Source organism: Ensifer sp. LC163, from assembly GCF_001695855.1.
Classification (GTDB): domain Bacteria; phylum Pseudomonadota; class Alphaproteobacteria; order Rhizobiales; family Rhizobiaceae; genus Ensifer.
Genome location: NZ_MBSS01000012.1, coordinates 473421 through 499306 on the forward strand (window position 1 = coordinate 473421; position 25886 = coordinate 499306).

A 25886-nucleotide genomic window follows, 5' to 3' on the forward strand; every position below is an offset into this window, starting at 1 on the left:
ATTCAATACAACGTGAACGTTACGTTATAACATATTTTCGGAGTCACGCATGAAAACCTTCATTTCCTCCCTGCTTGCCGCCGGTCTGCTGGCCACCGCAGCCACGCCGGCATCTGCGCATGGCGCCTGGATCGGCGAGCGCTGGGGCGACCTTGCCGTGATCTACGGCCATGGCCCCGCCGACGAGGCCTATGATCCGGCAAAGGTGAAATCCGTTTCGGCACTCGGCGAGGATGGTAAGGCACTGCCTGTCACGATCAAACCGGCCGGCACCCATGCGCTGCTGAAGCTTGATGGTGAGCCGGCGCTGCTCGCGCTCGAATTCGACAATGGCTACTGGACCGAAGGCGCCGACGGCAAATGGGTGAACAAGCCGAAGAGCGAGGTCCCCGATGCCAAGCAGGCGAGCCACTCGGTGAAGTACAGCATCGCGCTTGTCCATGTGCATGGCGACATGCCTGCTTTTCCGGCCCAGCCACTGCAGATCGTGCCACTCGACAATCCGATCGGGCTGAAGCCCGGCGAGAAGTTTCGCGTCCGCGTGCTGCTTGATGGAAAGCCGCTCGAAGGCAAGGAAATCACCATCGACTACACCGGACTGCCGGAACTCATTTCCGAAAAAACGGACGCGAAGGGCGAAGCCGAAGTGACCCTGCGCAATGCCGGCGTCAACATTCTTGCCGTCAGCCATGCAATTCCGCTCGAGAACGACACCGCTGCCGACAAGAAGGGCCTGACGGCAACGCTGACCTTCGTCGCCGAGCCGCACGTGCACGAGTAAGGTCACGCCTTTTCGCGCAGCGGAACGGGCATGACCAAGGTGTACAGAGGCATGCTTCGCGGCATGCCGCCAGCGATCGACAGCCCCGGCGGACCATACCCGCCGGGGCTGCTTTGGCTCAGGCGACCCGCGCCTGGCCGCAGCCGGGCACATCTTCGAGGTTGTAATAGACCGGTATGCCGCGCTCCCGGGCGATGCGCACATCGTTGTCCGCTCCCTTGCTGTCGCCCGGCAGCCGCAGCACGGCGTCGCAAAGCGCCAGCAAGCGGCCGGCGACGGGATGGAAGATCTCCTCGTAGAGCTCGTCGCCGATCTTGGCGCCGCCGGCCGCATGCCAGACCGGTAGCGCCACCCACTCCCCAATCATCGGCACATGACCTGCCCTGAACAGGGCATAGGACGGCTCTTCCAACCGCTTCAGATTTGCTGCCATCTTGGCTGGATCGTCGCCAGTACCCGAGCGATAGGGACCCGCAATCAGGATCAGCATGATTCTCTCCTTATTATTGCACGATATATCCAGATTATACTGGAGTACTCACGATATTTCGTGCAATATCTTGAAGAGTCAAGGAGCAAAATTATGCTGACCACACAGAGACGGGCGTTGATCTCGGCACGGCTAAGCCGCGATGGCGAGATCATCGCCAAGCGTCTGGCGGGTGAATTGGAGCTTTCCGAAGACACGATCCGCCGAGATCTCAGGGAAATGGCGGCCGAGGGTCTGCTGCAGCGGGTGCATGGCGGTGCGCTGCCGCTCGTGCCTCCTCTACCGGATTTTGCCGCACGGCAGGAGATTGCCGGTGACGTCAAGCGCAGGCTCGGACGCAAGGCGGCCGGGCTTGTCATTCCCGGGCAGACGATCTTTCTCGACGGCGGCACAAGCAACGCCGAAATCGCCAGAGCGCTTCCGCGCGAAATGCGGCTGACGATCGTGACCCACAGCCCGACCATTGCGGCGGAACTCGAAAGGCATGAGGCGGATGTGATCCTGATCGGCGGTCGACTTTACAAGCACTCGATGGTGGCAACGGGCTCCGCTGCAGTGGCGGCCATTGCAGGCATCCGCGTCGACATCTTCTTCCTTGGCGTCACCGCAATCCATCCGGTTCACGGATTTTCGACCGGCGACTACGAGGAGGCTGCCGTCAAGCGGGCGATCCTCGGCCAGGCGGCGGACACTTTCGTCGTCGCCACGGCCGAAAAGTTCGGTGCCACCTCGCCGCATCACGTCGCCGACGCCGACGACATTGCCGGCCTCATCGTGCCCGAGGACATGAACGGCTATGCTCTCGGCCCCTATCGCGATAAGGGCATGACGCTCCTCTCCGCCTGAGGAAGCGGAACCGATCGATGCAAGCGTCTTCAAAAGCGCGGGCCGGATTCCGGCCCGCGCGTTCTTCCGATGATATCAGGCGGTGAAGGCTTCCGTCACCCTGATGTCGCCGACCGGGATGCCGTTCCAGTTCTTCATCGTGTGGTTCGCCTGTGCCATCAGGGCCGCGTGCACATCAGGCTCGTCCCGGAAGAAGCGGGCAAGTGTGGCGGTGACCATCGCCTCGGCGGCACGGGTGGCGCCATCTTCGCACTTGACGGCAATGGCGATGCCCTTTTCCGGGATCGCCGCGCAGAACACGCCTTCGGCGCCGGTCTTGGCAAAGATCCGGCCAGGTGCCGTTTCCATCAGCCGGGTGCAGCCGCGCTTCGTGCCGGCGACGTAAAAGGGCTCGGCCATGCAGGCCTCGACCAGCCGCTTCGACGCCCGGGCGCGCTCCGGCGCGAGACCGACGCCGGTCGCCATTTTGGCAAAGCCATGTGCCAAGCCCTTGAGCGGCACCGCATAGGTCGGGATCGAGCAGCCATCGACGCCGCAATTGTCGCGGCCGAGGATCGCGCCGGTGAGGCTCTCCATGGCACCGCGGATTTCCTGCTGCAGCGGGTGGTCATAGCCGACATAGCCCTTCACCTCGGTGCCGGAATGGCAGCAGGCGCAAATGAAGCCGGAATGCTTGCCGGAACAATTGTTGTGAAGCGCGCTCGGCGCCTCCATCGACCGGGCCTGAGCGATCAGCGTCTTCTGGTCGGACGACCAGTGGGCGCCGCATTCGAGCGCCGAAACGTCGCGGCCGGCAGCAGCCAGCATCTTTGTGGCAAGCGCGACATGCTCCGGCTCGCCCGAATGGGAGGAGCAGGCGAGCGCCAGTTCCTTGTTGCCGAAGCCGTAAGCATCGGCCGCGCCGCTTTCCATCAGCGGCAGCGCCTGCATCGCCTTGCAGGCCGATCGCGGGAACACACCGCTGTCGGTATCGCCCAACGAAAAGATCGTCCGGCCTTCGCCGTCGACGGCAACAACCATGCCGCGGTGACGGCTTTCGACCAGATTGCCGCGCGTGACTTCGACGAGAACGGGATTCGACATGCCTTGCCCTCAAATTTCCTAGATTGGTGCATGCATTTAGCAGGAATCGGACAACAGGAAACCGGCACTTTCATGAAATTCATCCGCAGGCTCGTTGCCGCCTTTCTGGTCATCTACCTCTTGCCGGCTCTGGCCTCTGCCGGATGGTGGTACGTGAAGGAGCGCCCCGAGAGCTGGCGCGATGCCGATTGGTCATCGGCGGGCATCCTGCCAAAGCCGGCGCAAAGCCCGGATGCGGCCGTCTACATCTTTTCCGCCACGACGGGCGGCATGAAAGGTGCCGTCGCGAGCCACGCCTGGATCGTCACCAAGGAAAAGGGCGCCCAGGCCTATAATCGCTACGACAAGGTCGGCTGGGGCAAGCCGATCCGCAGGAACGCCTATCAGGCGGACGCCCGCTGGTATTCGAACGAGCCGCGGCTGGTCGCGACCGTCAGCGGTGCTGAGGCAAGCAGACTGATCCCGAAGATCGAAGCGGCGATCGCTGCCTATCCCTATTCCGCGGCCGGCGGCTACCGGATCTGGCCGGGGCCGAACTCCAATACTTTCGTTGCCCATGTGCTGCGCTCGGTGCCGGAACTCGATGCGGTGTTGCCGCCGGATGCGGTCGGGCGTGACTATCTGCCGGAGGGAAAACTGTTTCAGGTCGACGCTGATGGGCGCGACCTGCATGCGACGCTCTATGGCCTGGCGGGCATTTCCGCAGGGGTGCGCAGCGGCCTGGAGCTGCATTTCTTCGGCCTCGTCGCCGGTTTCGATATCGCCAATCCGGGCATCAAGATTCCGGCGATCGGGCGTTTCGGTATTTGACGTGAGCCAGTCATCATGGAGCGACAGCGAACGCTAATGCATAATTTAAAGTGTTACAGCGACCTTGGCGCGTCTTAAAAGACGCGCGGCGCTGTAGAAAATCAGGCGGGGTAAAAATCGAAAAGGGCCGCACGAGGCGACCCTTCCCATGAGTTCTAGCCAAGTGGCCGGCCCGGGCTTGGGACCCGAAGGAAGGCGGGGATCAGGCCGAAGGTTGCCTCGACGTGTTCACCTCTCCCATGCCTGTCACGACGACCGAAATCTCATTAGACATTGGATCACCTTCCTTCCTGTTCGTTACCGATCGTTCGAAGGTAGGTGTTTTTCCTGATATTGCAAGGCCGACGAAGGTCGTAGCTCACGCCATCTTCACGATGAATTTCGCGTGGTCACGACGATCTTGCCGATGTGGTCGCCCTCTTCCATCATCCGATGTCCGTCTGCCACCCGCTCGAACGGCAGCACCGCGTGGATGACCGGAGCCACTTTTCCCGCCTCGAGCAAGGGCCAGGCAGTTGCCAGCAGCCCGTCACGGATGGCCTGCTTCTCCGCCGCGGTGCGCGGGCGGAGTGCCGAACCCATGACATGCAGGCGCTTCGACAGGATCGGGGCGATGTTGGCTGCCTCGACCCTGGTACCGCCGAGAAAGGCGATGATCGAGAGCCGGCCATCCTTGGCAAGCGAACCGATATTGCGGTCGAAGTAGCGGCCGCCAACCATGTCGAGGATGACGTCAACGCCACGGCCGCCGGTTTCCTCAAGCACGACCGACTTGAAGTCCTCGTCGCGATAGTTGATCGCCCGTTTCGCGCCGAGCGCCTCGCAGGCCCAGCACTTCTCAGTGCTGCCGGCGGTAACGAATACCTCTGCGCCCAGCGCTTTTGCCAGCTGGATTGCCGTCGTGCCGATGCCGCTCGATCCGCCGTGGATGAGGATCGTCTCCCCGGTCTTCAGCCCCGCCATGTCGAAGACATTGGCCCAGACGGTAAAAAACGTCTCCGGCAGCGCTGCCGCTTTCACCGCGTCATAACCTTTCGGCCAGCCAAGCGCCTGCGTCGCCGGCACTGCCGCATACTCGGCATAACCGCCGCCGTTGGCGAGCGCGCAGACCTTGTCGCCGATCGAAAAACCTTGCGCCCCTTCGCCGAGCGCCACCACTTCGCCGGCAACCTCCAGCCCGAGAATGGGGCTGGCACCGGGCGGCGGCGGGTAGTCCCCCTTGCGCTGGAGCACATCGGGCCGATTGATGCCTGCCGCTTCGACGCGCACCAGAATGTCGCCCGGCTTGAGCGTCGGCAACGGCCCCTTCGACAGCACCATATTTTCCGCACCGCCCGGGGACGGAAGATCGATGAAGGTCATTTCAACGGGAAGGGACATGGCTTTACCTCAAGGACTCTCAAGCGCCATACCTAGCGCCGTACCCGTTCCTCGAAAAGACCATTCTAGAGCCTGGCTGCGTCGCGCCGCCCGTCAGCGACTGGGCGCCGGGCGGTCAGACGCCCAGTGCCTCCAGAACAAGGCCGCTGGCGCTGGTCTTGGCACGAGACTTGATCTCGGCGATGCGGGCGCTGACGGCCTGGGTATCGGAGAAGACGAAGCCTTCCGGCAACCCGAGAACGGCGATCGAGCAGCGCATCAGCGGAAAATCCTTGGCCGTGCCATCGCGGCCATGACCGCTGATGCGCCCCTCTGCCTGATGCTCCGGCAGATAGAGCTGGCGGACATCGGAGGCGAAATCGTCAAGCAGACGGTGAAGAACGATCTGCAGCTCATCGACGGTGCAGCCGCTGATGCCGACAAAAAAATCGTCGCCGCCGACATGACCGAGGAACTTCTCTTCGCCGATGAAATGCCGCCGCAGCAATGCCGCGAAAAGCGAGATCGCCAGATCGCCTTTCTGGAAACCGTAGGTATCGTTGAACGGCTTGAAATTGTCGAAGTCGCAGTAGCAGAAATAACGCGGCTGGTCGCCGTCGAGGATGGCGTCCTGAACGTAGTCGCGGATGGCGCGATTGCCGGGCAGCCCGGTCAACGGGTTCTGCTCCTGCGCCGTCTTCAGCTGCTTCTCGTTGATGATCTTTAGGAGGGAGGATGCCGACAGGATGCCGGCGTAACGCATATTCTCGGTCAGGATCACGCAGTCGCTGCCGTCCATGCCGGCAAAGATCTTCAACATCTCGTCGGCCGGCGTATCGAGATCGGCGATCGGTGCCGGGCTTGCGAAATGCGAGATGCGGCGCTGGTAGAGCCGGTTCTTGAGCAGATCGCGGCCGAAGGGATGATAGATCATCTCCTTGAGGTGGTATTCGTGCAGAATGCCGCGCGGCTCACCATTGGCGTTGAGCACCGGAAAGAAGGCCTGGCGTGGGTTGAGCCGGAAGAGATCGAACACGGATTCGAGCTCGTCGCTTTCGCGCACCGCCGGCAACTGTTCGATCTGCTTGCGGATAAGAATGCTGTCGAGCGTCGCTGAAGACCGGTGACCGCCGCTATTCACGGCCAGGTGCGGATAGGCCGGCTGCAACTCGCTCAGATGCGTCGTCGGCCGGGCGATGAAATAGCCCTGCACGAGGTCACAGCCGAGATCGCGACAGGTCTGGAACTCCGCCTCGGTCTCGACGCCTTCGGCGATGACCCGGGTGCCGAGCACATGGGCGGTGTTGACGGTATGGCGAACGAGGTGGCGCTTGCGCGCATCGGCGTCGATGCCGGAAATGAAGTGCCGGTCGATCTTCACATAATCGACGGGCTGATCGCAGAGCAGCTTGAGGCCGTTGAAGCCGGCGCCGAAATCATCGATGGCCAGCTTGAAGCCGGCCAGCCGGAGTTCGCGGACGAGCGCAGAGAAATCCGGCATCTTGCCGCTGTCGAAGCGCTCGGACAGCTCGAAACACAGCGAGGACGGCGCGATGTTGGCGCGTTTCAGGTGGTTGACGAGGCGCTCGACGATCGTGTTTTCGCCGCCGACGAGGCGGGAATCGAAATTCAGGAACAGCGTGCGGGTGGAGAACTCCGGCAACGTCGCGAATGCGGCGACGGCGCGGCTGTTGACCATATGCTCGAGCGCCAGAAGCTGGCCGGCCTCCTCGGCCTTGTCGAGCAATTCCAGCGGTGAGGCAAAGCCCAGCTTTTGAAAGCCGCGCATCAGCGACTCGTAGCCGAAGACGGCACCGGTTGCCGCTTCGACGATCGGCTGGAAGGCGCTTTCGATCACAAGCTTTGCAAGCGTTACGATCTGGTCGTCGCCGAACCGGCGAAGCGAGAGAATTTCGGCGGGGGCGGCGGACATGCCGGGCTCCAGAAACTTGAGAACGGACGATCGGACGGCCACAGGATGGCGGCCAAGAGTCAACGAAGTCTTTCCCCTGTATGAAGCTTTGATGAAAGCTATATGACAGCTCCGCCCGCGCTGATCACTGTCGAACTTTCTAATAAAATCAGCAGTTTCATCTAATTTTTCGAAACTGCGGATAATGTGTCGCTGCAGGTTCAGGCGAGAGCAAGAACGAGGACATAGCCGATACCGATAACCAGGCACAAAGGCCCATAGAAACGCCGGTCGAGAGTGGCGAAAGGCTGCTGCGGATGGCGGCCACGGAAAATCGGTGTGAACGCAAGGACGCCGCGGACAAGAAAGATAGCGGCGAGCAGCACCATTCCCATCCACACCAAGCTCGCCGGCAAGATCGATGGCACACCAGAAACGAATATCAGTGGCAACAGGCCTGCAACGAAGATCAGGATTGCGACCAACACCGTCAAGCCGGCGGGCGGCATGGTTTCCAAGCCGGAGGCGCCGACGACGGTTTTCGCCAGGGACGCTTCATCGTGACCCGGCCAGAGGCCACCCCAAGCCCAATAGGCGTGAAGGACGGCAATCACCGAAAGAACAAGGCAAATTGCCGAAGCAGACACAAGTGATACCAACTTATCCTCCGTCGCAAGGTTCTGGCCGCTGCGCTCACGCGGCCAACTTGCGCAGCTTCAAAGGCGTTGAACGCGACCCCACCAGAGCCAGAGCGGAGATCAGCAGGAACACGATCCATTGCGGCGTCTGCCAGAGGGTGCCGACATAGACGAGCCCGTAGCCGATAAAGAGGCCGGCATAGGCGAGATACTGCGCCACCACGGCACCGACGAGCGCCTGCCGATGCCGGTGGGCGGCCGATGCCCAAAGCAAGGCGACGCTGTAGACGGCAAGGACGGCGGTCGTCGCATGCCAAAGCAGCGACACATAGACCTTGAGGACGGGCGAAATGTCAGCCGCAAGCAACGGATCGTGCACGTCGGGCCCACCTGCCAGCACATGAATGCCTGTGGTCAAAAATGAAAGTGCCGCTGCCGAAAGGAGCCAAAGGTTCATGGTCTCATCTCCAAAACTCACCATACGGTAGCGTATGTACGCACACCTGTTGCGTGAGTCAATACGGTGGCGTATGGATGCGACATGGCGACGAAAACCTCACTTTCGAGTGATGACTGGATCAAGGCGGCCTTCCGTGCGCTGTCGAGCGGAGGCGTGCAGGCAATCAGGGCCGAAGCGATCGCGCGCGACCTGAAGGTCAGCAAGGGGTCGTTCTACTGGCATTTCAAGGATGTGCCGGATCTCAAGGCGCAGATGCTCGCGCATTGGTCCAGCCAAGCCACGGATGCGATCATCGCGGCTATCGAAGCGAACGACGGGTCGGGGCGCGAACAGCTGAGGCTGCTGGTTGAGGCTGCCACCGACGATCGCAACCTCGCCTATGGTGGCGTCCGTACGGAAGGTGCAATCCGCGAATGGGCGCGTTACGACAGCGCCGCTGCAGCGGCGCTCAAGGCGGTCGACCAGCGGCGGCTCGCCTATGTCGCCGAACTGTTTGAGCGATGCGGCTTTTGCACCGCCTTTAGCCGAAGCGGCGCAAACATTCTCTATGGCGCCCTGATCGGGCTGGAGGCGCTCGCCTCAGGCGAGCTCGCCGATCTGCGCGCTGACATGCTTGCGCTGCTGGCAGCACTTCTCCAGGGTGGCGACAGCTCACAAGCCTAGCGGCTCAGCCCTTCGCCAAAACCCCGAAGGCGATCAGCGACAGTCCCTGCATCACCAGATCGACCGCCAGGAACAGGCCGAGGATCCACAGGCTGTTGACCGGCCAACCGGCAGCAATGATCAGGCCGGCGGCGAGCGTGACCAGACCGCCGAGCGCGACCCATCCCCAGCCCTGGATCGGCCGCAGCTTGAAGCTGACCCAGATGCGGAAGCAACCGGCAACGATCAGCGCGATGGCCATCAGGAAGGTGAGGACGGACGAGGCCAGCACCGGATTGATGAAGGCGAAAAGCCCGGCAACGGCGTAGCAGGCGCCGCTCAGCACCCAATAGAGCACGCTATCCCAGCCTTTGACCTGGAAGGCATGGGCAAGATTGAACAGGCCGCCGATCAGCATGATCAGCCCGACATAATAGACCGAGGCCACCGTCGCCATCAGCAGGTTGCCGAAGGCAAGACCGCCGCACATGATCAAGAGCACGCCGAGCGCGACGAACCATCCCCATTTGCCGGCAACCGCCGCCTTGCCAGCCGGATCGAATGCATCGGTCATTTCAACCTCCAGTCCTTCGAGTATCCAGAACGCTACCAGCGGATTGAGCCGGATTTCTCTGCAAAAAGAAAGAGAAAACATCGCATATTTTTATTGATTGATGAGTCAATCAAAAATAAACTGATCATCGTCAAGGGAGAGACGGATGCCCAAGGTCGGAATGGAACCCGTGCGTCGCAAGGCGCTGGTGGATGCGGCGCTGCGCGTGATCGGCGATCAGGGCACGCTGGCCGTCACCATGTCCGAGATTGCCCGCAGTGCCGGCGTCTCCCCGGCGCTTGCCCATCACTATTTCGGCAGCAAGGAGCAATTGCTGATCGAGACAGTCCGCAGCCTTCTAAGACAGCTGCGCGACGACACGGTGACGGCGCTGAGCGTAGCGGCAACACCGCGCGAGAAGCTTAGCGCATTGATCCGCGTCTCGTTCCAGGCAAGCCAGTTTGCGCCCGATACCATCGCCGCGTGGCTTGCCTTCTATTCCGAAGCGCAGCGCTCAGAAGACGTGCGCCGCTTCCTCGTCGTCTATGCCCGCCGGCTACGCTCCAACCTGATGGCGAGCCTCAAGGCGCTTTGCCCTGTCGATGACGCGGAACGCATCGCGGAAGGCGCAGCTGCGATGATCGACGGGCTCTACATCCGCCAGAGTCTGCGCTCCGCGCCGATCGGCATCGAGGCCTCGATCGCGTTGACGGAAGACTACGTCACCTCGCATCTTGACCAGCTCCACCGCCAAGGACGGGCCATATGACCGCCAGACCGAATATCCTGATCATCATGGTCGATCAGCTGAACGGAAAGCTCTTTCCCGACGGCCCGGCGGAATTCCTGCATGCGCCGAACCTGAAGAACCTTGCCGCCCGCTCCGCCCGCTTTCGCAACAACTACACCTCGTCGCCGCTCTGCGCGCCGGCCCGCGCCTCGTTCATGGCCGGTCAGTTGCCGAGCCGCACCCGCGTCTACGACAATGCCGCCGAATACCAGTCCTCGATCCCGACTTACGCGCACCATCTGCGCCGCGCCGGCTATTACACGGCGCTGTCGGGCAAGATGCATTTCGTCGGCCCGGACCAATTGCACGGCTTCGAGGAGCGCCTGACCACCGACATCTATCCCGCCGATTTCGGCTGGACGCCGGATTATCGCAAGCCGGGCGAGCGCATCGACTGGTGGTACCACAATCTCGGATCGGTCACAGGCGCCGGCGTTGCCGAGATCACCAACCAGATGGAGTATGACGACGAGGTCGCCTTCCTCGCCAACCAGAAGCTCTACCAGCTGTCGCGCGAGAACGACGATGACAGCCGCCGCCCCTGGTGCCTGACCGTGTCCTTCACTCACCCGCACGACCCCTATGTCGCACGCAAGATATTTTGGGACCTGTACGAAAATTGCGAGCATCTGCTCCCCGAAGTCGGCATGTTGCCGGACGAAGAGCAGGACCCGCATTCCAAACGCATCATGCATTCCTGTGACTACGTCAATTTCGACCTCACGGAAGACAACATCCGCCGCTCGCGTCGCGCCTATTTCGCCAATATTTCCTACCTCGACGAGAAGGTCGGCGAACTCATTGACACGCTGACGCGCACCCGGATGCTCGACAACACGCTGATCCTCTTCTGCTCAGACCATGGCGACATGCTCGGCGAGCGCGGCCTGTGGTTCAAGATGAACTTCTTCGAAGGCTCGGCGCGCGTGCCCCTGATGGTCGCCGGCCCCGGCGTCGCGCCCGGCCTGCACTTGGCACCGACATCGAACCTCGACGTGACGCCGTCGCTTTGCGACCTTGCCGGCATCTCGATGGACGAGGTGAAGCCCTGGACGGACGGCATCAGCCTCGTGCCTGTCATCAACGGCGAGGAGCGCTCGGAACCGGTGTTGATGGAGTATGCGGCGGAAGCCTCCTACGCGCCACTGGTCGCCATTCGCGAGGGGAAATGGAAATTTATCCACTGCGCGCTCGACCCGGATCAGCTCTATGATCTCGAAACCGATCCGCTGGAGCTGAAGAACCTGGCCGCTAGCCCAGAAACGCCGGTGCTGGCGGCGACGCTCAATGCGTTTCGCGACATGTGCGCCGCCCACTGGGACATGGAGGCCTTCGATGCCGCCGTGCGTGAAAACCAGGCACGGCGCTGGGTGGTCTACGAGGCGCTGCGGAACGGCGCCTACTATCCGTGGGACCACCAGCCGCTGCAAAAGGCATCCGAGCGCTACATGCGCAACCACATGAACCTCGACAATCTCGAGGAATCGAAACGCTATCCGCGGGGAGAATGACATGAGAGCCCAACCGCAAGCCTCGCACTTCATCGACGGCGAGTATGTCGAGGACATCGCCGGCACCGTCATCGAGAGCATCTATCCGGCAACCGGCGAGGTGATCGCCCGGCTGCACGCGGCAACGCCCGCCATCGTCGAAAGGGCGATCGCCGCTGCCAAGCGCGCACAGCCGGAGTGGGCCGCCATGAGCCCGACCGCCCGTGGTCGCATCTTGAAGCGTGCCGCCGAGATCATGCGCGAGCGCAACCGCGAGCTTTCCGAGCTTGAGACGCTCGACACCGGCAAGCCGATCCAGGAGACCATCGTCGCCGACCCAACCTCAGGCGCCGACTCGTTCGAGTTCTTCGGCGGCGTCATCGCCACCGCGCTCAACGGCGACTACATCCCGCTCGGCGGCGACTTCGCCTATACCAAGCGGGTGGCCCTCGGCGTCTGCGTCGGTATCGGCGCCTGGAACTATCCGCAGCAGATCGCCTGCTGGAAGGGCGCACCGGCGCTTGCTGCCGGCAATGCCATGGTCTTCAAGCCATCGGAAAACACCCCGCTCGGCGCCCTGAAGATCGCCGAGATCCTGATCGAGGCCGGTCTTCCCAAGGGTCTCTACAACGTCATCCAGGGCGATCGGACGACCGGTCCGCTGCTCGTCAATCACCCTGACGTCGCCAAGGTCTCGCTTACCGGCTCGGTGCCGACCGGCCGCAAGGTCTACGAGGCCGCCGCTGCCGGCCTTCGCCACGTGACGATGGAGCTTGGCGGCAAGTCGCCGCTGATCGTCTTCGACGACGCCGACCTCGAAAGCGCCATCGGCGGCGCCATGCTCGGTAACTTCTATTCCACCGGCCAGGTCTGCTCGAATGGCACCCGCGTTTTCGTGCAGAAGGGCATCAAGGATCAATTCCTTGATCGCCTTAAGGCGCGCACCGAAGCGATCGTCATCGGCGATCCGATGGACGAGGCAACCCAGCTCGGTCCGATGGTGTCAGGAGCGCAACGCGACAAGGTCTTCTCCTATATCGAAAAGGGCAAGTCAGAGGGTGCGCGTCTCGTCACCGGCGGCGGCATTCCGAATGCGGTCAGCGCCGACGGCACCTATATCCAGCCGACGGTCTTTGCCGACGTCACCGACGACATGACCATCGCGCGCGAAGAAATCTTCGGCCCCGTCATGTGCGTACTCGACTTCGAAGACGAGGCGGACGTCGTCGCGCGCGCCAATGCCACCGAGTTCGGCCTGTCGGCCGGCGTCTTCACCGCCGACATCACCCGCGCCCACCGTGTGGTCGACCAACTCGAAGCCGGCACGCTGTGGATCAATACCTATAACCTCGCTCCTGTCGAAATTCCCTTTGGCGGCTCGAAGCAATCCGGCTTCGGACGCGAGAATTCCGTGGCTGCGCTCAACCACTATAGCGAATTGAAGACCGTCTATGTCGGCATGAGCCCGGTGCAGGCGCCGTATTGAGACAGGGCTGCCCCTCACCCTAGCCCTCTCCCCGCGCGCGGGGAGAGGGGACGTGGCCGATCGATACGCCCGGCCGGGACGCCAGAGAGGGAACGGGCGTGACTACAAAGTCCCTTCTCCCCGCACGCGGGGAGAAGGTGGCGGCAGCCGGATGAGGGGCATGCCGAGGGCATTCAGCTAGAAGAAAGACCACGCTTATGCAGGCAGATTACATCATCATCGGCTCCGGCTCCGCCGGTTCGGCGCTCGCCTACCGCCTCTCCGAAGACGGCAAGCACACGGTGCTGGTGCTGGAGTTCGGTGGATCGGATATCGGCCCCTTCATCCAGATGCCGGCGGCACTTGCCTGGCCGATGAGCATGAAGCGTTACAACTGGGGCTATCTGTCCGAACCAGAGGCGAACCTCAACAACCGGCGCATCACCGCGCCGCGCGGCAAGGTGATCGGCGGCTCGTCGTCGATCAACGGCCTCGTCTATGTGCGCGGCCATGCGGAAGACTTCAACCGCTGGGAGGAACTCGGCGCGCGCGGCTGGGCCTATGCGGACGTCCTTCCCTATTTCAAGCGCATGGAACATTCGCATGGCGGCGAGGCCGGCTGGCGCGGCACTGACGGGCCGCTGCACGTCAAGCGCGGCCCGGTTCACAACCCGCTGTTCCACGCCTTCATCGAAGCGGGCAAGCAGGCGGGCTTCGAACTTACCGACGACTACAACGGTTCGAAGCAGGAAGGCTTCGGGCTGATGGAGCAGACCGTCTGGCAGGGCCGGCGCTGGTCGGCGGCCAACGCCTATCTGAAGCCGGCGCTCAAACGCCGGAACGTCTCGCTCACGCGCTGTTTCGCCCGCCGCATCATCATCGAGAACGGCCGGGCGACCGGCGTCGAGATCGAGCGCGGCGGCAAGATCGAGATCGTCAAGGCGAATCGCGAGGTGATCGTCTCGGCTTCGTCGTTCAACTCGCCGAAGCTCCTGATGCTCTCCGGCATCGGCCCGGCCCAGCACTTGAAGGACATGGGTATAGAGGTCAAGGTCGACCGACCGGGCGTCGGGCAGAACCTGCAGGACCATATGGAATTCTACTTCCAGCAGATCTCGACCAAGCCCGTCTCGCTCTATTCCTGGCTGCCCTGGTTCTGGCAGGGGGTCGCCGGCGCGCAGTGGCTGATCTTCAAGAAGGGCCTCGGCATCTCCAACCAGTTCGAGGCCTGCGCCTTCCTGCGCTCCGCACCCGGCGTCAAGCAACCGGATATCCAGTACCATTTCCTGCCGGTGGCGATCAGCTATGACGGCAAGGCGGCCGCCAACACGCACGGTTTCCAGGTGCATGTCGGCTACAATCTCTCGAAGTCGCGCGGCAACGTCACGCTGCGCTCCTCCGACCCGATGGTCGATCCGGCCATCCGCTTCAACTATATGAGCCACCCGGAGGACTGGGAGAAGTTCCGTCACTGCGTGCGCCTCACCCGCGAGATCTTCGGCCAGAAGGCCTTCGATCACTATCGCGGCCCGGAAATCCAGCCGGGTGAAAATGTCCAGAGCGACGACCAGATCGACGAATTCCTGCGCGAGCATCTCGAAAGCGCCTACCATCCCTGCGGCACCTGCAAGATGGGCGCGAAGGACGATCCGATGGCGGTCGTCGATCCGGAAACCCGTGTCATCGGCGTCGACGGCCTTCGCGTCGCCGATAGCTCGATCTTCCCGCACGTGACCTACGGCAACTTGAACAGCCCCTCGATCATGACCGGCGAAAAGGCGGCCGACCACATTCTCGGCAAGCAACCCCTCGCCCGATCGAACCAGGAACCGTGGATCAACCCGCGCTGGCAGGTCAGCGACAGATAGAGTCGCCTGATAGCCCCGCCAGCTTGACGACGATCGGAAGACGCCGGGCTGCCGTTGGTACATGGTGGGACCGGCAGAGCAAGGACGCGTGATTGCAGAACATCGAGGTGCAGACGACGGCCAGCGGCAGTTTCAGAGGAAGCCGATCCAGCGCCCGGCCAGAACCGCGCTCGGCCACACGATGAGGGAGACGCCGGCTGACAGCCGGACAGAGTTTGCCACCGGGCCGCCGCGCGCGACGGCCCGCCAGGCGCCGCCCATATGCACACTGGCGGCGTTGGCGGCGCCGATCCCAAGCAGACCAATCTTTGCGAGGAAGGCAGCATTCGTGACATAGGCCGACGGCCGCACGCTGAAGAGGCAGAAACCGGTCACGATCGCCAGGGCCAGACCGACCGCGGCTGCGCGCGAAAGAAACGGCGCGAGCACCTCAAGCGACGTGTTGCCGAAGAAACCGAGCAGCCGCAGATCCAGAGGCACGATCGCGCCAACCAGAAGGCCAATCGCCAGAATATGGGTCGCGTTGACGACGAGGTAGAAGGTCGCAGATCGCCGCATGGCCGAAGCTACGGGCCAGGCGGCGAGCCACTCCAGCAGCTCCGCCGCGCTCATCCACCGGTCCGGATACGGTCCGGATAGATGTCGAATGTCTTGCCGGCCACCGTGACGCGAACCGCCTTCATGCGCTTCTCGTTCGGATCGAGCGAGCGATTGCCGAGAGCCACGATCCGATCGCCGACCTTGGCGACACCTTCGACAAAGCCGGACCGCTCCGTCTGTCTGGGATTGCCCAGCTCGACGCGCCAGAGCCCGTCCTTTTCGGTTTCGACCTGAAGCGTTGGATGTGGCGGCGCCATCGAAATCTCGCGGATCGTGCCGGCAAGTTCGATCTGGTCCGCCTCGGCCCAGGACCACCCGTGATGGGCATAGGCGCCAGTGACCAGAAGCATTGCAACCATGCTTCCGGCAAAAGCGCGGCGAGGAAAGGACGCGAACATCTTCCACTCCTTCATTTGCCTTGGAGCCCGCAGATTGAACTCGAAGCGCCGGATGGGAAAGCGTCTGCCATTCAACAATTCTTGAGCAACCCCGGTCATCAGACAATTGACGCGCCGTCATTTTCCGCAGCTCTCGAACTGAAGGTTGCATTATTCTTGTTCAGCAGCTTAAAATTTAGCCATTTTTAATCTCCGGTTGTTATGTCTATATGAGACGGAGCGAACGCTTGGCGAATGTGCCATGACGGCAATTTGCTGCATGTTTTTGCGTGCTCCATCGGACCATCGTCATCTCCCTTGCCAAGGCAAGCACGCCAACTGATGTCCTCGCGGCGCGTCCGCAGTCATCGGACGCGGACGAATTTGCCTTGCGGGCAACCGAAGAGCGTTCCCATGACAATCAAATCGCGCCTGCTCGTGTGTTTGTCGCTGCTCGCCGTGGCCATGCTGGTCATGATCGTCACGGCATTCAATGCGATGACTTCGATTTCCAAACGCACGGAATCCATCGTTGCCGATCGGTTGGTACCGGTCGACCAGTTGAAGACGGTGTCGGACATGTATGCCGTCGAAATCGTCGATTCGACCCACAAGGTGCGAAGCGCCGCCCTCGGTTGGGCGGCGGGCAAGGAGGCGATCACTGCTGCGCTTTCCACTATAGACACGCAATGGCGCGCCTACGAGGCGACCAGATTGACGCCTGAGGAGAAGGAGCTCGCGGAGAGCTTCGACAGCGCTCGCGCGGCCAGCGATGCTTCGATCCGCGATCTCATGCAGATCCTGGATCGCCAGGACAAGGCGGAACTCGAGCGCTTCGTCGATACCCGGCTCTACGCCGCGGTCGATCCCCTCGCCGTACCGATCAGCGAGTTGATCAAGCTGCAGCTTTCCGAAGCGAACAACGAACTCAAGGCTGCCAAGGCCGAAAAGGACAATCTGACCCTCTGGCAAACCGTCATCGCCGGATTCGCACTGGCAATACTCGCGGCAACGGTGTGGTTCGTCATCTCGGGCCTTTTCCGGCCGTTGACAAACCTGCGCGAGGCCATGCGCCAGCTGGCCGCCGGCAATCTCAAGGCGGCGATATCAGGTGAAGGGCGCCGGGACGAGATCGGCCAGATGGCCGGCGCCGTCGCCGTCTTCCGCGACAACGGGCTTGAACGGCAAAGACTGGAGCAGGAAGCGGAGGCAAACCGCTTGCTTTCGGAGCGCGAACGCGAACAGCGCGAGGCACAAAAGGCCCGGGAAACAGCAGAAGTCCAGGCGGCCGTCGAAGCGCTGGCCTTCGGCCTAGGTCGCCTTGCCGAAGGCGACCTTACCTATCGCATCGGCGCAGCACTTGCCGATCGGCTGGACGCGCTTCGCACCAACTTCAACAGTTCGGTCGCCAATCTCGAGGATGCCCTGCGCTCCGTCGGCGACAACGCCCGCAGCATCAATGCCGGCGCCGGCGAGATCCGCTCGGCGGCAGGCGACCTGTCGAAACGGACCGAACAGCAGGCGGCCTCCGTCGAAGAGACGGCCGCAGCACTCGACCAGATCGCAACGACCGTGGCGGATGCCAGCCGGCGCGCGCAGGAGGCCGGAAGCCTGGTGGCCAGAACCCGCGGCGCGGCGGAAAAATCCGGCGAAATCGTCGGCAATGCCGTCACCGCCATGAGCGGGATCGAGGCCTCCTCCCGTGAGATCTCCGGCATCATCGGCGTCATCGACGACATTGCCTTCCAGACCAACCTGCTGGCGCTCAATGCCGGCGTCGAAGCGGCCCGCGCCGGTGAGGCCGGCAAAGGGTTTGCCGTTGTTGCGCAGGAGGTGCGCGAACTCGCCCAACGCTCCGCGCAGGCCGCCAAGGAGATCAAGGTCCTCATTGCCACCTCCGGCGCCCAGGTCAAATCCGGCGTCAGCCTGGTTCGCGAGACCGGAGCGGCGCTTGAGGGCATCATTGCCGAGGTGCAGGAAATCAGCGCGCATGTGACGGCCATCGTCGAAAGCGCCCGCGAACAGGCGGCCGGCATCCAGCAGATCAACACGGCCGTCAATTCGATCGACCAGGGCACCCAGCAGAATGCGGCGATGGTGGAGCAGTCGACGGCGGCAAGCCACAGCCTCGCCCGCGAGGCCGGTGCGCTCAACGATCTGCTGATGCGCTTCAAGACCGGCAGCGAGCGCCAGGCACCCACGTCTGTCACAGCCACCACGACCATGCGGGAGGCCGCGCACTCCCCTGTCCATGCTCTCGGCCGTAAACTGGCGGGCACCTTCGGCGGCAAGGTGCAGCAGGCCGCCAACTGGACCGAATTCTGAGTGCTACCCCGGGGGCGCCGAGCAAGCGCGTCCCCGGGGTAGAGCTGCAAATGACAGCGGATGCGGCTCAAAGGCTGGACATCAGCGACCGCGAATTGAAGTATAAAATCTAGTATTTTACTAGCTTATCTTGTGTTTTTCACCGCTTTTCGATCTGAGAGGCAGATTTGCTCCAAACGCGCAGCATTAGAAACCGCTATTTCTGTTCCTTGTCACACGCGGCTGCGATATTCCGGTGAAGTTGGAACAGGACGCAGCCATGACCACGTCACCCCTCGACGCCACCGCAAAAGCTCTGAACGAAGCGCTTGAACGCCTGGATCTCGCAGGGCGTCTGGCGCTCGTTGCCGGCCTTGAAGGTCGCACCGTCTTTACGACGTCGCTCGGCATCGAAGATCAGGTGATCACGGCCGTCATCGGCAAGAACAAGCTGGCGGTCGATGTTGCCACGCTTCAAACCGGTCGCCTCTTCAATGAGACCGTGGCGCTGATCGACGAGACGGAAGAGACCTACGGCATCCTGATCAAGCGTTACCATCCGGAAAAGGCCGACGTCGACGCCTATGCGGCGCAGTATGGCCTCAACGGCTTTTACGACAGCGTCGAGGCCAGGCATGCCTGTTGTGACGTGCGCAAGCTGAAGCCGCTTGCGCGCGCACTCGAGGGTGCCAGCTACTGGGTGACGGGACTTCGCCGCGGCCAGTCCGGCAACCGGGCAGCGACCCCCTTTGCCGAAGCGGATACTGAGCGCGGCCTGATCAAGATCAATCCGCTGGCCGACTGGGACATCGAAACCATTCGCACCTACGTCGCCGCCAACGCGGTCCCGGTAAACCCGCTGCATGCGCGCGGTTACCCCTCGATCGGCTGCGAGCCCTGTACCCGCGCCATCAAGCCGGGCGAGCCCGAACGGGCCGGCCGCTGGTGGTGGGAAAACGACGAGAAGCGCGAATGCGGGCTTCACGTCCCGGAGACTGCCAGCTCCACCATCCCGACTTCGAGCAGCGCCGCCTGAGGGCTGGCGCGCTCCTCCCAAGACAAAGATCCTCCCGGAGACTGAAATGCCTCATACCCATCCGGAAACGGAACTGCACAATCCGCAGAGCACCAAGCCGCCGCTTGACCCGCATCTGAAGGCGCTCGAAAACGAAGCGATCCACATCTTCCGCGAAGTGGCCGCCGAGTTCGAGAGGCCGGTGATGCTTTATTCGATCGGCAAGGATTCCTCGGTGCTGCTGCATCTGGCACGCAAGGCCTTCTATCCCGGCCGCGTCCCCTTTCCGCTGCTGCACGTCAACACCGGCTGGAAATTTGCCGAGATGATCGCGTTTCGCGACGAGATCGTGAAGCGCTACGACCTCGACCTGATCGAGCACGTCAACCCGCGCGGTGCCGCCGAGAGCGTCACGCCATTCAGCCACGGTTCGGCGCTCTATACCGACATCATGAAGACCGAGGCGCTGCGCCAGGCGCTCGACGCCGGCCAGTACGACGCTGCCTTCGGCGGCGCGCGCCGCGACGAAGAGGCCTCGCGCGCCAAGGAGCGCATCTACTCCTTCCGCACCCCCGACCATCGCTGGGATCCGCGCAACCAGCGCCCGGAGCTTTGGAACGTCTATAACGGCATGGTGCGCAAGGGCGAGAGCGTGCGCGCCTTCCCGCTGTCGAACTGGACCGAAGTCGACATCTGGCGTTACATCCAGGCCGAAGACATTCCGATCGTGCCGCTTTATTTCGCCAAGAAGCGCCCGGTCGTCGAGCGCGACGGCATGATGATCCTTGCCGAAGATCAGCGTCTCGAACTGCTGCCGGGTGAAACCAAGCGCGACGAAGTGATCCGCTTCCGCACGCTCGGATGCTTCCCGCTGACCGGCGCCATCCGCTCCGGCGCCACGTCGCTCGACGACATCATCTCCGAACTTGAAACCGCGACCGTATCCGAACGCCAGGGCCGCGCCATCGACCGCGACCAATCCGGCTCGATGGAAAAGAAGAAACGCGAAGGATATTTCTGATGACCGCACCAGCAACCGCGAATGCCGTTCAGGATGACGCAGCCGGCCAGCTTCTGGCGTTTCCGGCCCCCGAAACGGCACGCGCAACGCGCGACAGCCGCCCCCTTCGCCTCATCACCTGCGGTTCGGTCGACGACGGGAAATCGACGCTGATCGGCCGGCTGCTTTGGGACACCAAGGCGGTCAAGGAAGACCAGGCGGCCACGCTGCGGCGTGATTCCAGCGGCAAGCAGAACGATCTGGGTCTGCCGGATTTTGCACTTCTGCTCGACGGCCTCCAGGCCGAGCGCGAACAGGGCATCACCATCGACGTCGCCTATCGCTATTTCTCCACTGACAAGCGCTCCTTCATCGTCGCCGACACGCCCGGCCACGAGCAGTACACGCGCAACATGGCAACCGGCGCCTCAACGGCCGACCTCGCGGTGTTGCTGGTCGACGCCCGCGTCGGCCTGCTCGAACAGACCCGGCGGCACGCCACGATCGCGACCCTGATGGGCATCAAGCAGTTCGTTCTGGCGGTCAACAAGATCGATCTGACGGACTACGACCGCGCCCGGTTCGAGCAGATCAGTCACGAGTTTCGCGAACTGGCGCTGTCGCTCGGCGTGCGCCAGGTGACGGCAATTCCGCTTTCGGCGCTGAAGGGCGAGAACGTCGTTTATGACGGCCGCGCTTCGATGCCCTGGTACGATGGCCCGACACTGGTCGAGGTGCTTGAGCTGGCGACGACACGCTCCGCCCAGACCGTCGGCTTCCGCCTGCCGGTGCAGCGCGTCTCGCGCCCGGGCGAAAGCTTCCGCGGCTACCAGGGAACGGTTGCCGGCGGCTCGGTCAAGCCGGGCGACAGCGTGGTGATCCTGCCCTCGGGCATGGTCGCCAACGTCACCAAGATCGTTACCTTCGACCTCGTGCGCAACGCGGCGGTTGCCGGCGATGCCATCACGCTGGTGCTCGACCGCCAGGTCGACGTTTCGCGCGGCGACATGATCGTCGCCATCGACAGCCAGCCGCTGACGGGCCTTGCCTTCGACGCGCAGATCGTTGCGCTGCAGCCGGACGGCATCCAGCCGGGCAAGCGCTACTGGCTGAAGAGCGGCAGCCGCCGCCAGCGTGTCCAGGTGCAGCCGGCAAGCCAGCTGGACCTGAAGACGGGCAAATGGGAACACGCCGAGCAGTTGTCGATGAACGCGATCGGCAAGGTTCACCTTGCCTTCGACGAACAGGCGATTTTCGATCCCTACGAGCAGAACCGGACGACGGGCGCCTTCATCCTGATCGACCCCGACACCAACAACACGGTGGCCGGCGGCATGATCACGGCCAAGCGCTCAGCGCTCGGCGGCATCCATACGGAAGACGCCCGCGTGATCCTGTCGCTGCCGGCCGATCTCGCCGATCAGCTGATGGCGACCGAACTGTTTGCAGGTCGTCGCGAGGACGCCGAAGTGCGTCGCGTCAGCGCCGGCAAGGCGAGCGAGATCATCGACACGATCGACGGCTGACCCCCGGTCAACCAAGATCAGAAAAGGGCCCCTTCGGGCCCTTTTCCGTTTCTGCATCTCTATTCGACCCCTCGCCAAATTACTCCGACGCATCTTTCCGAAACAGCCTGCCGCGCTATTTCGCAAGGACCGGGAAGGAGGAGCAGCCACGATGCTGGACCATGAACGGGAAGAGGTGCCGCGCCGAGGCTTTCTTGGGCGCGCCGTGACGATCGAGGCCTTCGCACGAAAGTATCGGCTCGACGCGGAGGAGACAGAACGGCTTCAGAGCCAGTTTGGCCCCACGGCCGGCGAGATCGAGTTGCTGCAGGCCGCGCGGCGTAACGGAATGCCGGAGGAGTAACATCACCTGCGCCGAAATGCCTTTACAGTGCTGCGCGCCAGATATGACGCGCAGCACTGTAGAACTTTGATCTTGCTGCATAATTTTCCGCTTAAATCGATTTCGATTTAAGGAATAATGCAGTAAATCACGACCGCTGCTCGATGCTCGGAAGCACCATCGTCAGCGGAGCGGGATCTGCGTGCTGCCAAAGCTGGTAGCCGACCACGCTGCCAAGGATAGCAGACCATATGGCGATCTCGCGAAATGTGAATATCGGTTCCTTCAACATCTGAGCCTCACGGGGAGAACGATTGTTGAATGCAATATCGCCTTTATTGTTCACCCCGATAAGACATCACCCAGTGAACAGGCCGTTTCAAATTGAACAATAACGGAGCGTAACGCGTTGGGCGCACATGCGCTTCCCCTACGCCGCCGTCGCGTCACCGGCTACAGCCTCGATACCCCGAACGCGCGGCTTGAATTTGTCGATCTGCATCCGCAGGGATCAGACGCCGGCACGGCGAGCGCTTCGGATGCAGGGATGGAGACTGCCCCTCACCCAAGGCTTCCGCCGCCGCGATAACGATCGGGAGATCGCAGTCCTCGCGATGACGAAAGCGGGATTGTCCCGAAATGGGACGCCTCCCGAAATTGCTTCACCTTGATCGGTGGTCGCGAAATACGTGCCTTCAAATTCGCGGACGTATTTGTAAGTTGGCGCGTCGATCATGATGATCGATAGGGCTGTTTCATCGTTTCCGAACGTCTGGGACAGTCCGCCTGACCATAAATCCGCCCAGGCTCCGGCTACAGCGCCGCGCGTCTTTAAGACGCGCCAAGGTCGCTGTAACACTTTGAATTGCTGGATATTTTTGTCCTTAAATCGATTCCGATTTAAGGAATTATGCATTAGGCAACAAGAAAGGGCCCTTGCGAGCCCTCTCCTGCCATCTACTGTACAATTCTCGATCAGCGCGTACTGACGCCGGCTCGGCGCCTTGGCCTGCCGCATCGACATGCCCAAAAAGCGGCCGGATGTCCCGAACTTGTGCCGGTCAAGCCATCACAAACCAGATGCATATGGACATCAGCCGCATCATGCGGATATCAGGCAGTTCTCACGCGACGACGCGCAGCATCTCAGGGAGACGAAGATGACCACGGACAAAAAACCGGAAACGACCGTGACCGTCGAGAAACGACTGAACGGCAAATGGTGCTTTGTCGTCAAGTATCGCGGCGTCACACACCCGGCACAGGGAAACTTTTCCTCGATGCTGCAGGCGCAGGCAATCGGCCAATCCTTCCTGAAGGCTCTGGAAAAACAGGGCTGAGAATGCCGGCCGGTCGAGGCGGCCACATACAGCGCCGCGCGTCAAACGTGACGCGCTAAGGACGCTGTAACGCTTTAAACTTGCTGCATAATTTATCCTTGAATCGATTCCGATTTAAGGAATTATGCAATAGCCGCGCTGACCGGGGCCCTTCGCTTGCCGCCCCATCAGGTTGCACGACGGCAGCGAGCCGTCCACCGTGCAATTCTGCCTCCACCATCTCGAATGAATTTGAGGACCATTTCGCAATCGGGCAGCCAGCGATACTGCCTGACGACTATTCCGTCGCCGAGCGGATGATGTTGCAGAGACCGTCGCGCACGATGTCCTTGGAGGTCATTTGCCCGGCCTGGATATCAAAGATGGCATCGACGCGCGTGCTGGAGCCGCGCTCGCGGGCGACGACGCGCAACGTCTGGATCCGGCCCGAACCCGTCGTTTCCTGAAATGCGTCAACTGTGCCGAGCGACTTGTTGACCTTGATGCCCGAGAACCCTTCGGCGGCAACGCCCTGGGCAAGTCGCTGCAACGCGGTTTCAGGTTTCAGCATGGCGAATTCCTGCCAGGTCTTGTAGCTGATGGCGCGCTGGAGGGAATTGGACGACCACTATGGGACTTGAAGAAGACGTTGAACCAGAGAGCGATCGGCGGCCTGTCCCGAATCTGGAGCAAGCCTATCGGCGTGAGAGACGGGCTTTTTACAAAGCACGGCCTGCGTGCGCTGAAAACGTCCGCAATCGGTCCGCATCAAGATACGGGCCGAACAGAATATGAATTAAGGGATTGATTTAGCTGGTCGGAGTGAGAGGATTCGAACCTCCGACCCCCACGTCCCGAACGTGGTGCGCTACCAGACTGCGCTACACTCCGTGACCAGCGGCGCCTCTATAGAACAGGCTTTTGGATTGCACAAGCGCCTATTGCGAAAAACTTCTCGGCCTCGCCAAAAAAACTGGAGCAGTGGAAAACCAAGGCAGGAATCGGGGCCGGCTCCCTCGCCTGCACAGTTGTCGGCAGCACAAGCAACCAGCCTCGTCGACGCCGTTGCCAACGGCCGTCCCTCGACAGAACGATTCGCATCGATATGTGGAACGGTTTCCCATGCCCGTAGCGGCGGCTGATCAGATCGAAATCCGCCCCAACGGATCACGTTGCGGTGAGCTTGCCGGGCCAAATAGGGACTTTCTGCAACGCTTCGCATTTTCCTGAAACAGAATGCAGACGGCGGATTTTCTTTGCCGGCTTTTGGCGCTAGAGGCTCAACGGAAAGCGCGCAAACCCAGGGGATTGGGGCCGGCGCGCCACGCCTATTTCAGAACGAGAGCCAAAGGGACGAAAACATGAACTTCCGCATGATGACGGTGGCAGGCCTCGCGCTTGCGCTCGCAGGCTGCACCACGACGACGGCGATTTCCAGAAACGCGGTTGAATCGCGTTGGCTCGGCCAGCCGGCCGGCGGCTTCTTCGCCCAGTATGGTCCCCCGCTTTCCGACGTCGAAAGCGGCAGCTCCACCGTCTACAACTGGAAGGGCGGCTACAAAACCCGCAAGGTTGCGGCCCAATACGAAACCGGCAAGGACGGCAAGCGCGGCAAGCGTATCTCCCCGGCCCGCACGGAATATCTGAGCTGCTCGGTGCAGCTGACCGTCTCTTCCGACTACGTCATCCGCTCGATCCGCCTGGTCGGCGACCACAAGCGCGCCAACGGCCCGAGCTGGTGCGAAGAATTCCTCGGCAGCGCCAAGGCGGAGAAGCCGGCAGCACAGGCAAGCTGACAACCGGCGCATCGCGAGACACTCCAGACCCCGCCAATATCAATTGGCGGGGTCTTCGTTTGCGCGCCGGCCAGACGCGAAGCGAGCGGCGTCCGCCACAGCAGCCCGCGCGCGGATGGAGACGGCCCAAAAAGCTCGTGGCCCGATTGATCGATACTGACGCCAACTGGCGGCTACCTGCCCCGAGAACTTCAACAAGCACCAGGGGCCCAGATCATGCGCGGATAGCGCCGACATCCATCGTTACGGGCAAGTCCCGACGGGGTATTCCGAGACGAGACAGGAGACAGAAAGTTTCCGAAGGGAAAAATGTGGCTGGGGCGCCTGGATTCGAACCAGGGGATGGCGGTACCAAAAACCGCTGCCTTACCGCTTGGCTACGCCCCAACGGAGCTGGCGGGAAATAATCTCGCCAAATCGAGCGCCTGATTAGCAAAGCT

24 protein-coding genes, 2 tRNA genes and 1 pseudogene are annotated in these 25886 nt (G+C 62.1%); 15 read left to right on the forward strand and 12 right to left on the reverse strand.

The window, feature by feature from the left end; genetic code table 11:
* Nucleotides 1–49 precede the first annotated feature (49 nt).
* A complete protein-coding gene (locus BC360_RS12235) occupies nucleotides 50–781 on the forward strand; it encodes a DUF4198 domain-containing protein (RefSeq protein ID WP_065795371.1) in 732 nt (243 codons plus the stop codon).
* Nucleotides 782–899: 118 nt separating this feature from the next.
* Here BC360_RS12235 and BC360_RS12240 read toward each other — a convergent pair whose 3' ends face one another.
* Nucleotides 900–1271: a DUF4406 domain-containing protein gene (locus BC360_RS12240; RefSeq protein WP_065795372.1), complete on the reverse strand. Its 372-nt coding sequence runs from the start codon at nucleotides 1269–1271 to the stop codon at nucleotides 900–902.
* A gap of 93 nt (nucleotides 1272–1364) precedes the next feature.
* On the opposite strand from BC360_RS12240, the gene BC360_RS12245 reads away from it, so the two are divergent.
* Nucleotides 1365–2117: a DeoR/GlpR family DNA-binding transcription regulator gene (locus tag BC360_RS12245; protein WP_065795373.1), complete on the forward strand. Its 753-nt coding sequence runs from the start codon at nucleotides 1365–1367 to the stop codon at nucleotides 2115–2117.
* Between the two features lie 75 nt (nucleotides 2118–2192).
* On the opposite strand, the gene BC360_RS12250 is transcribed toward BC360_RS12245, so the two are convergent.
* A complete protein-coding gene (locus tag BC360_RS12250; protein ID WP_065782345.1) occupies nucleotides 2193–3200 on the reverse strand; it encodes an asparaginase in 1008 nt (335 codons plus the stop codon).
* Between the two features lie 72 nt (nucleotides 3201–3272).
* Between BC360_RS12250 and BC360_RS12255 the strand changes: the two genes are divergently transcribed.
* Entirely contained in the window at nucleotides 3273–4010 is a 738-nt protein-coding gene (locus BC360_RS12255; protein ID WP_065782347.1) for a DUF3750 domain-containing protein, read from the forward strand.
* Nucleotides 4011–4379: 369 nt separating this feature from the next.
* Here BC360_RS12255 and BC360_RS12260 read toward each other — a convergent pair whose 3' ends face one another.
* The 4 genes from BC360_RS12260 to BC360_RS12275 form a co-directional block, all read right to left on the reverse strand.
* Complete coding sequence (locus BC360_RS12260) at nucleotides 4380–5390, reverse strand: NAD(P)H-quinone oxidoreductase (protein WP_065795374.1); 1011 nt, start codon at nucleotides 5388–5390, stop codon at nucleotides 4380–4382.
* A 115-nt stretch (nucleotides 5391–5505) separates the two neighbouring features.
* Nucleotides 5506–7302, reverse strand: a complete 1797-nt coding sequence (locus BC360_RS12265; protein ID WP_065795582.1) for a GGDEF domain-containing protein — start codon at nucleotides 7300–7302, stop codon at nucleotides 5506–5508.
* 200 nt (nucleotides 7303–7502) lie between these two features.
* Nucleotides 7503–7940, reverse strand: a complete 438-nt coding sequence (locus tag BC360_RS12270) for a DUF3995 domain-containing protein (RefSeq protein WP_065795375.1) — start codon at nucleotides 7938–7940, stop codon at nucleotides 7503–7505.
* A 34-nt stretch (nucleotides 7941–7974) separates the two neighbouring features.
* Entirely contained in the window at nucleotides 7975–8376 is a 402-nt protein-coding gene (locus BC360_RS12275; protein ID WP_065795376.1) for a hypothetical protein, read from the reverse strand.
* A gap of 84 nt (nucleotides 8377–8460) precedes the next feature.
* Between BC360_RS12275 and BC360_RS12280 the strand changes: the two genes are divergently transcribed.
* Nucleotides 8461–9042 carry a TetR/AcrR family transcriptional regulator gene (locus tag BC360_RS12280; RefSeq protein WP_065795377.1) on the forward strand — a complete coding sequence of 194 codons (582 nt, stop codon included), beginning with the start codon at nucleotides 8461–8463 and terminating at the stop codon, nucleotides 9040–9042.
* A 4-nt stretch (nucleotides 9043–9046) separates the two neighbouring features.
* Here BC360_RS12280 and BC360_RS12285 read toward each other — a convergent pair whose 3' ends face one another.
* On the reverse strand, nucleotides 9047–9595 hold the full coding sequence (locus BC360_RS12285; protein WP_065782357.1) for an HdeD family acid-resistance protein: 549 nt from the start codon (nucleotides 9593–9595) through the stop codon (nucleotides 9047–9049).
* A 145-nt stretch (nucleotides 9596–9740) separates the two neighbouring features.
* On the opposite strand from BC360_RS12285, the gene betI reads away from it, so the two are divergent.
* The 4 genes from betI to betA all read left to right on the forward strand — a co-directional run bounded on the left by betI (nucleotide 9741) and on the right by betA (nucleotide 15187).
* The gene (gene betI / locus BC360_RS12290) at nucleotides 9741–10343 is read left to right on the forward strand and encodes a transcriptional regulator BetI (RefSeq protein WP_065795378.1); all 603 of its coding nucleotides are present in this window, start codon (nucleotides 9741–9743) and stop codon (nucleotides 10341–10343) included.
* Entirely contained in the window at nucleotides 10340–11875 is a 1536-nt protein-coding gene (betC, locus tag BC360_RS12295) for a choline-sulfatase (RefSeq protein WP_065795379.1), read from the forward strand. Before betI ends, betC begins: the two co-directional genes overlap by 4 nt.
* A 1-nt stretch (nucleotide 11876) precedes the next feature.
* Entirely contained in the window at nucleotides 11877–13340 is a 1464-nt protein-coding gene (gene betB, locus BC360_RS12300) for a betaine-aldehyde dehydrogenase (RefSeq protein WP_065795380.1), read from the forward strand.
* A gap of 197 nt (nucleotides 13341–13537) precedes the next feature.
* Nucleotides 13538–15187 (forward strand): choline dehydrogenase, encoded by a 1650-nt coding sequence (gene betA / locus BC360_RS12305; RefSeq protein ID WP_065795381.1) that lies wholly within the window; start codon nucleotides 13538–13540, stop codon nucleotides 15185–15187.
* A gap of 132 nt (nucleotides 15188–15319) precedes the next feature.
* Here betA and BC360_RS12310 read toward each other — a convergent pair whose 3' ends face one another.
* Entirely contained in the window at nucleotides 15320–15799 is a 480-nt protein-coding gene (locus tag BC360_RS12310) for a DUF2214 domain-containing protein (protein ID WP_065795382.1), read from the reverse strand.
* Entirely contained in the window at nucleotides 15796–16185 is a 390-nt protein-coding gene (locus BC360_RS12315; protein ID WP_065782433.1) for a DUF6152 family protein, read from the reverse strand. Before BC360_RS12315 ends, BC360_RS12310 begins: the two co-directional genes overlap by 4 nt.
* A gap of 393 nt (nucleotides 16186–16578) precedes the next feature.
* Between BC360_RS12315 and BC360_RS30735 the strand changes: the two genes are divergently transcribed.
* The 6 genes from BC360_RS30735 to BC360_RS12345 all read left to right on the forward strand — a co-directional run bounded on the left by BC360_RS30735 (nucleotide 16579) and on the right by BC360_RS12345 (nucleotide 23671).
* Nucleotides 16579–18489, forward strand: coding sequence for a methyl-accepting chemotaxis protein (locus tag BC360_RS30735; RefSeq protein ID WP_083222525.1), 1911 nt, complete (start codon nucleotides 16579–16581; stop codon nucleotides 18487–18489).
* 259 nt (nucleotides 18490–18748) lie between these two features.
* On the forward strand, nucleotides 18749–19504 hold the full coding sequence (locus BC360_RS12325) for a phosphoadenylyl-sulfate reductase (RefSeq protein ID WP_065795383.1): 756 nt from the start codon (nucleotides 18749–18751) through the stop codon (nucleotides 19502–19504).
* A gap of 46 nt (nucleotides 19505–19550) precedes the next feature.
* Nucleotides 19551–20504, forward strand: coding sequence for a sulfate adenylyltransferase subunit CysD (gene cysD, locus BC360_RS12330; protein WP_065795384.1), 954 nt, complete (start codon nucleotides 19551–19553; stop codon nucleotides 20502–20504).
* The gene (cysN, locus tag BC360_RS12335) at nucleotides 20504–22009 is read left to right on the forward strand and encodes a sulfate adenylyltransferase subunit CysN (protein ID WP_065782369.1); all 1506 of its coding nucleotides are present in this window, start codon (nucleotides 20504–20506) and stop codon (nucleotides 22007–22009) included. The genes cysD and cysN overlap by 1 nt, the downstream gene beginning before the upstream one ends.
* A gap of 151 nt (nucleotides 22010–22160) precedes the next feature.
* Nucleotides 22161–22352, forward strand: coding sequence for a hypothetical protein (locus BC360_RS12340; RefSeq protein ID WP_065782371.1), 192 nt, complete (start codon nucleotides 22161–22163; stop codon nucleotides 22350–22352).
* Nucleotides 22353–23491: 1139 nt separating this feature from the next.
* The gene (locus BC360_RS12345) at nucleotides 23492–23671 is read left to right on the forward strand and encodes a hypothetical protein (RefSeq protein ID WP_065782435.1); all 180 of its coding nucleotides are present in this window, start codon (nucleotides 23492–23494) and stop codon (nucleotides 23669–23671) included.
* Between the two features lie 277 nt (nucleotides 23672–23948).
* On the opposite strand, the pseudogene BC360_RS12350 reads toward BC360_RS12345, so the two are convergent.
* Nucleotides 23949–24254: pseudogene (locus BC360_RS12350) on the reverse strand (hypothetical protein); the annotation flags it as partial.
* A 210-nt stretch (nucleotides 24255–24464) separates the two neighbouring features.
* Nucleotides 24465–24541, reverse strand: a tRNA-Pro gene (locus BC360_RS12355).
* Between the two features lie 470 nt (nucleotides 24542–25011).
* Here BC360_RS12355 and BC360_RS12360 point away from each other — a divergent pair.
* Complete coding sequence (locus BC360_RS12360) at nucleotides 25012–25446, forward strand: hypothetical protein (protein WP_065782373.1); 435 nt, start codon at nucleotides 25012–25014, stop codon at nucleotides 25444–25446.
* 312 nt (nucleotides 25447–25758) lie between these two features.
* On the opposite strand, the gene BC360_RS12365 is transcribed toward BC360_RS12360, so the two are convergent.
* A tRNA-Gln gene (locus BC360_RS12365) sits at nucleotides 25759–25833 on the reverse strand.
* Nucleotides 25834–25886 lie beyond the last annotated feature (53 nt).

Excerpts from the sequence above, each read along its gene's own strand:
- BC360_RS12235 (WP_065795371.1), top strand. The coding sequence starts at position 50 with ATGAAAACCTTCATTTCCTCCCTGCTTGCCGCCGGTCTGCTGGCCACC.
- BC360_RS12240 (WP_065795372.1), bottom strand. The coding sequence starts at position 1,271 with ATGCTGATCCTGATTGCGGGTCCCTATCGCTCGGGTACTGGCGACGAT.
- BC360_RS12245 (WP_065795373.1), top strand. The coding sequence starts at position 1,365 with ATGCTGACCACACAGAGACGGGCGTTGATCTCGGCACGGCTAAGCCGC.
- BC360_RS12250 (WP_065782345.1), bottom strand. The coding sequence starts at position 3,200 with ATGTCGAATCCCGTTCTCGTCGAAGTCACGCGCGGCAATCTGGTCGAA.
- BC360_RS12255 (WP_065782347.1), top strand. The coding sequence starts at position 3,273 with ATGAAATTCATCCGCAGGCTCGTTGCCGCCTTTCTGGTCATCTACCTC.
- BC360_RS12260 (WP_065795374.1), bottom strand. The coding sequence starts at position 5,390 with ATGTCCCTTCCCGTTGAAATGACCTTCATCGATCTTCCGTCCCCGGGC.
- BC360_RS12265 (WP_065795582.1), bottom strand. The coding sequence starts at position 7,302 with ATGTCCGCCGCCCCCGCCGAAATTCTCTCGCTTCGCCGGTTCGGCGAC.
- BC360_RS12275 (WP_065795376.1), bottom strand. The coding sequence starts at position 8,376 with ATGAACCTTTGGCTCCTTTCGGCAGCGGCACTTTCATTTTTGACCACA.
- BC360_RS12280 (WP_065795377.1), top strand. The coding sequence starts at position 8,461 with ATGGCGACGAAAACCTCACTTTCGAGTGATGACTGGATCAAGGCGGCC.
- BC360_RS12285 (WP_065782357.1), bottom strand. The coding sequence starts at position 9,595 with ATGACCGATGCATTCGATCCGGCTGGCAAGGCGGCGGTTGCCGGCAAA.
- betI (WP_065795378.1), top strand. The coding sequence starts at position 9,741 with ATGCCCAAGGTCGGAATGGAACCCGTGCGTCGCAAGGCGCTGGTGGAT.
- betC (WP_065795379.1), top strand. The coding sequence starts at position 10,340 with ATGACCGCCAGACCGAATATCCTGATCATCATGGTCGATCAGCTGAAC.
- betB (WP_065795380.1), top strand. The coding sequence starts at position 11,877 with ATGAGAGCCCAACCGCAAGCCTCGCACTTCATCGACGGCGAGTATGTC.
- betA (WP_065795381.1), top strand. The coding sequence starts at position 13,538 with ATGCAGGCAGATTACATCATCATCGGCTCCGGCTCCGCCGGTTCGGCG.
- BC360_RS12310 (WP_065795382.1), bottom strand. The coding sequence starts at position 15,799 with ATGAGCGCGGCGGAGCTGCTGGAGTGGCTCGCCGCCTGGCCCGTAGCT.
- BC360_RS12315 (WP_065782433.1), bottom strand. The coding sequence starts at position 16,185 with ATGTTCGCGTCCTTTCCTCGCCGCGCTTTTGCCGGAAGCATGGTTGCA.
- BC360_RS30735 (WP_083222525.1), top strand. The coding sequence starts at position 16,579 with ATGACAATCAAATCGCGCCTGCTCGTGTGTTTGTCGCTGCTCGCCGTG.
- BC360_RS12325 (WP_065795383.1), top strand. The coding sequence starts at position 18,749 with ATGACCACGTCACCCCTCGACGCCACCGCAAAAGCTCTGAACGAAGCG.
- cysD (WP_065795384.1), top strand. The coding sequence starts at position 19,551 with ATGCCTCATACCCATCCGGAAACGGAACTGCACAATCCGCAGAGCACC.
- cysN (WP_065782369.1), top strand. The coding sequence starts at position 20,504 with ATGACCGCACCAGCAACCGCGAATGCCGTTCAGGATGACGCAGCCGGC.
- BC360_RS12340 (WP_065782371.1), top strand. The coding sequence starts at position 22,161 with ATGCTGGACCATGAACGGGAAGAGGTGCCGCGCCGAGGCTTTCTTGGG.
- BC360_RS12345 (WP_065782435.1), top strand. The coding sequence starts at position 23,492 with ATGACCACGGACAAAAAACCGGAAACGACCGTGACCGTCGAGAAACGA.
- BC360_RS12360 (WP_065782373.1), top strand. The coding sequence starts at position 25,012 with ATGAACTTCCGCATGATGACGGTGGCAGGCCTCGCGCTTGCGCTCGCA.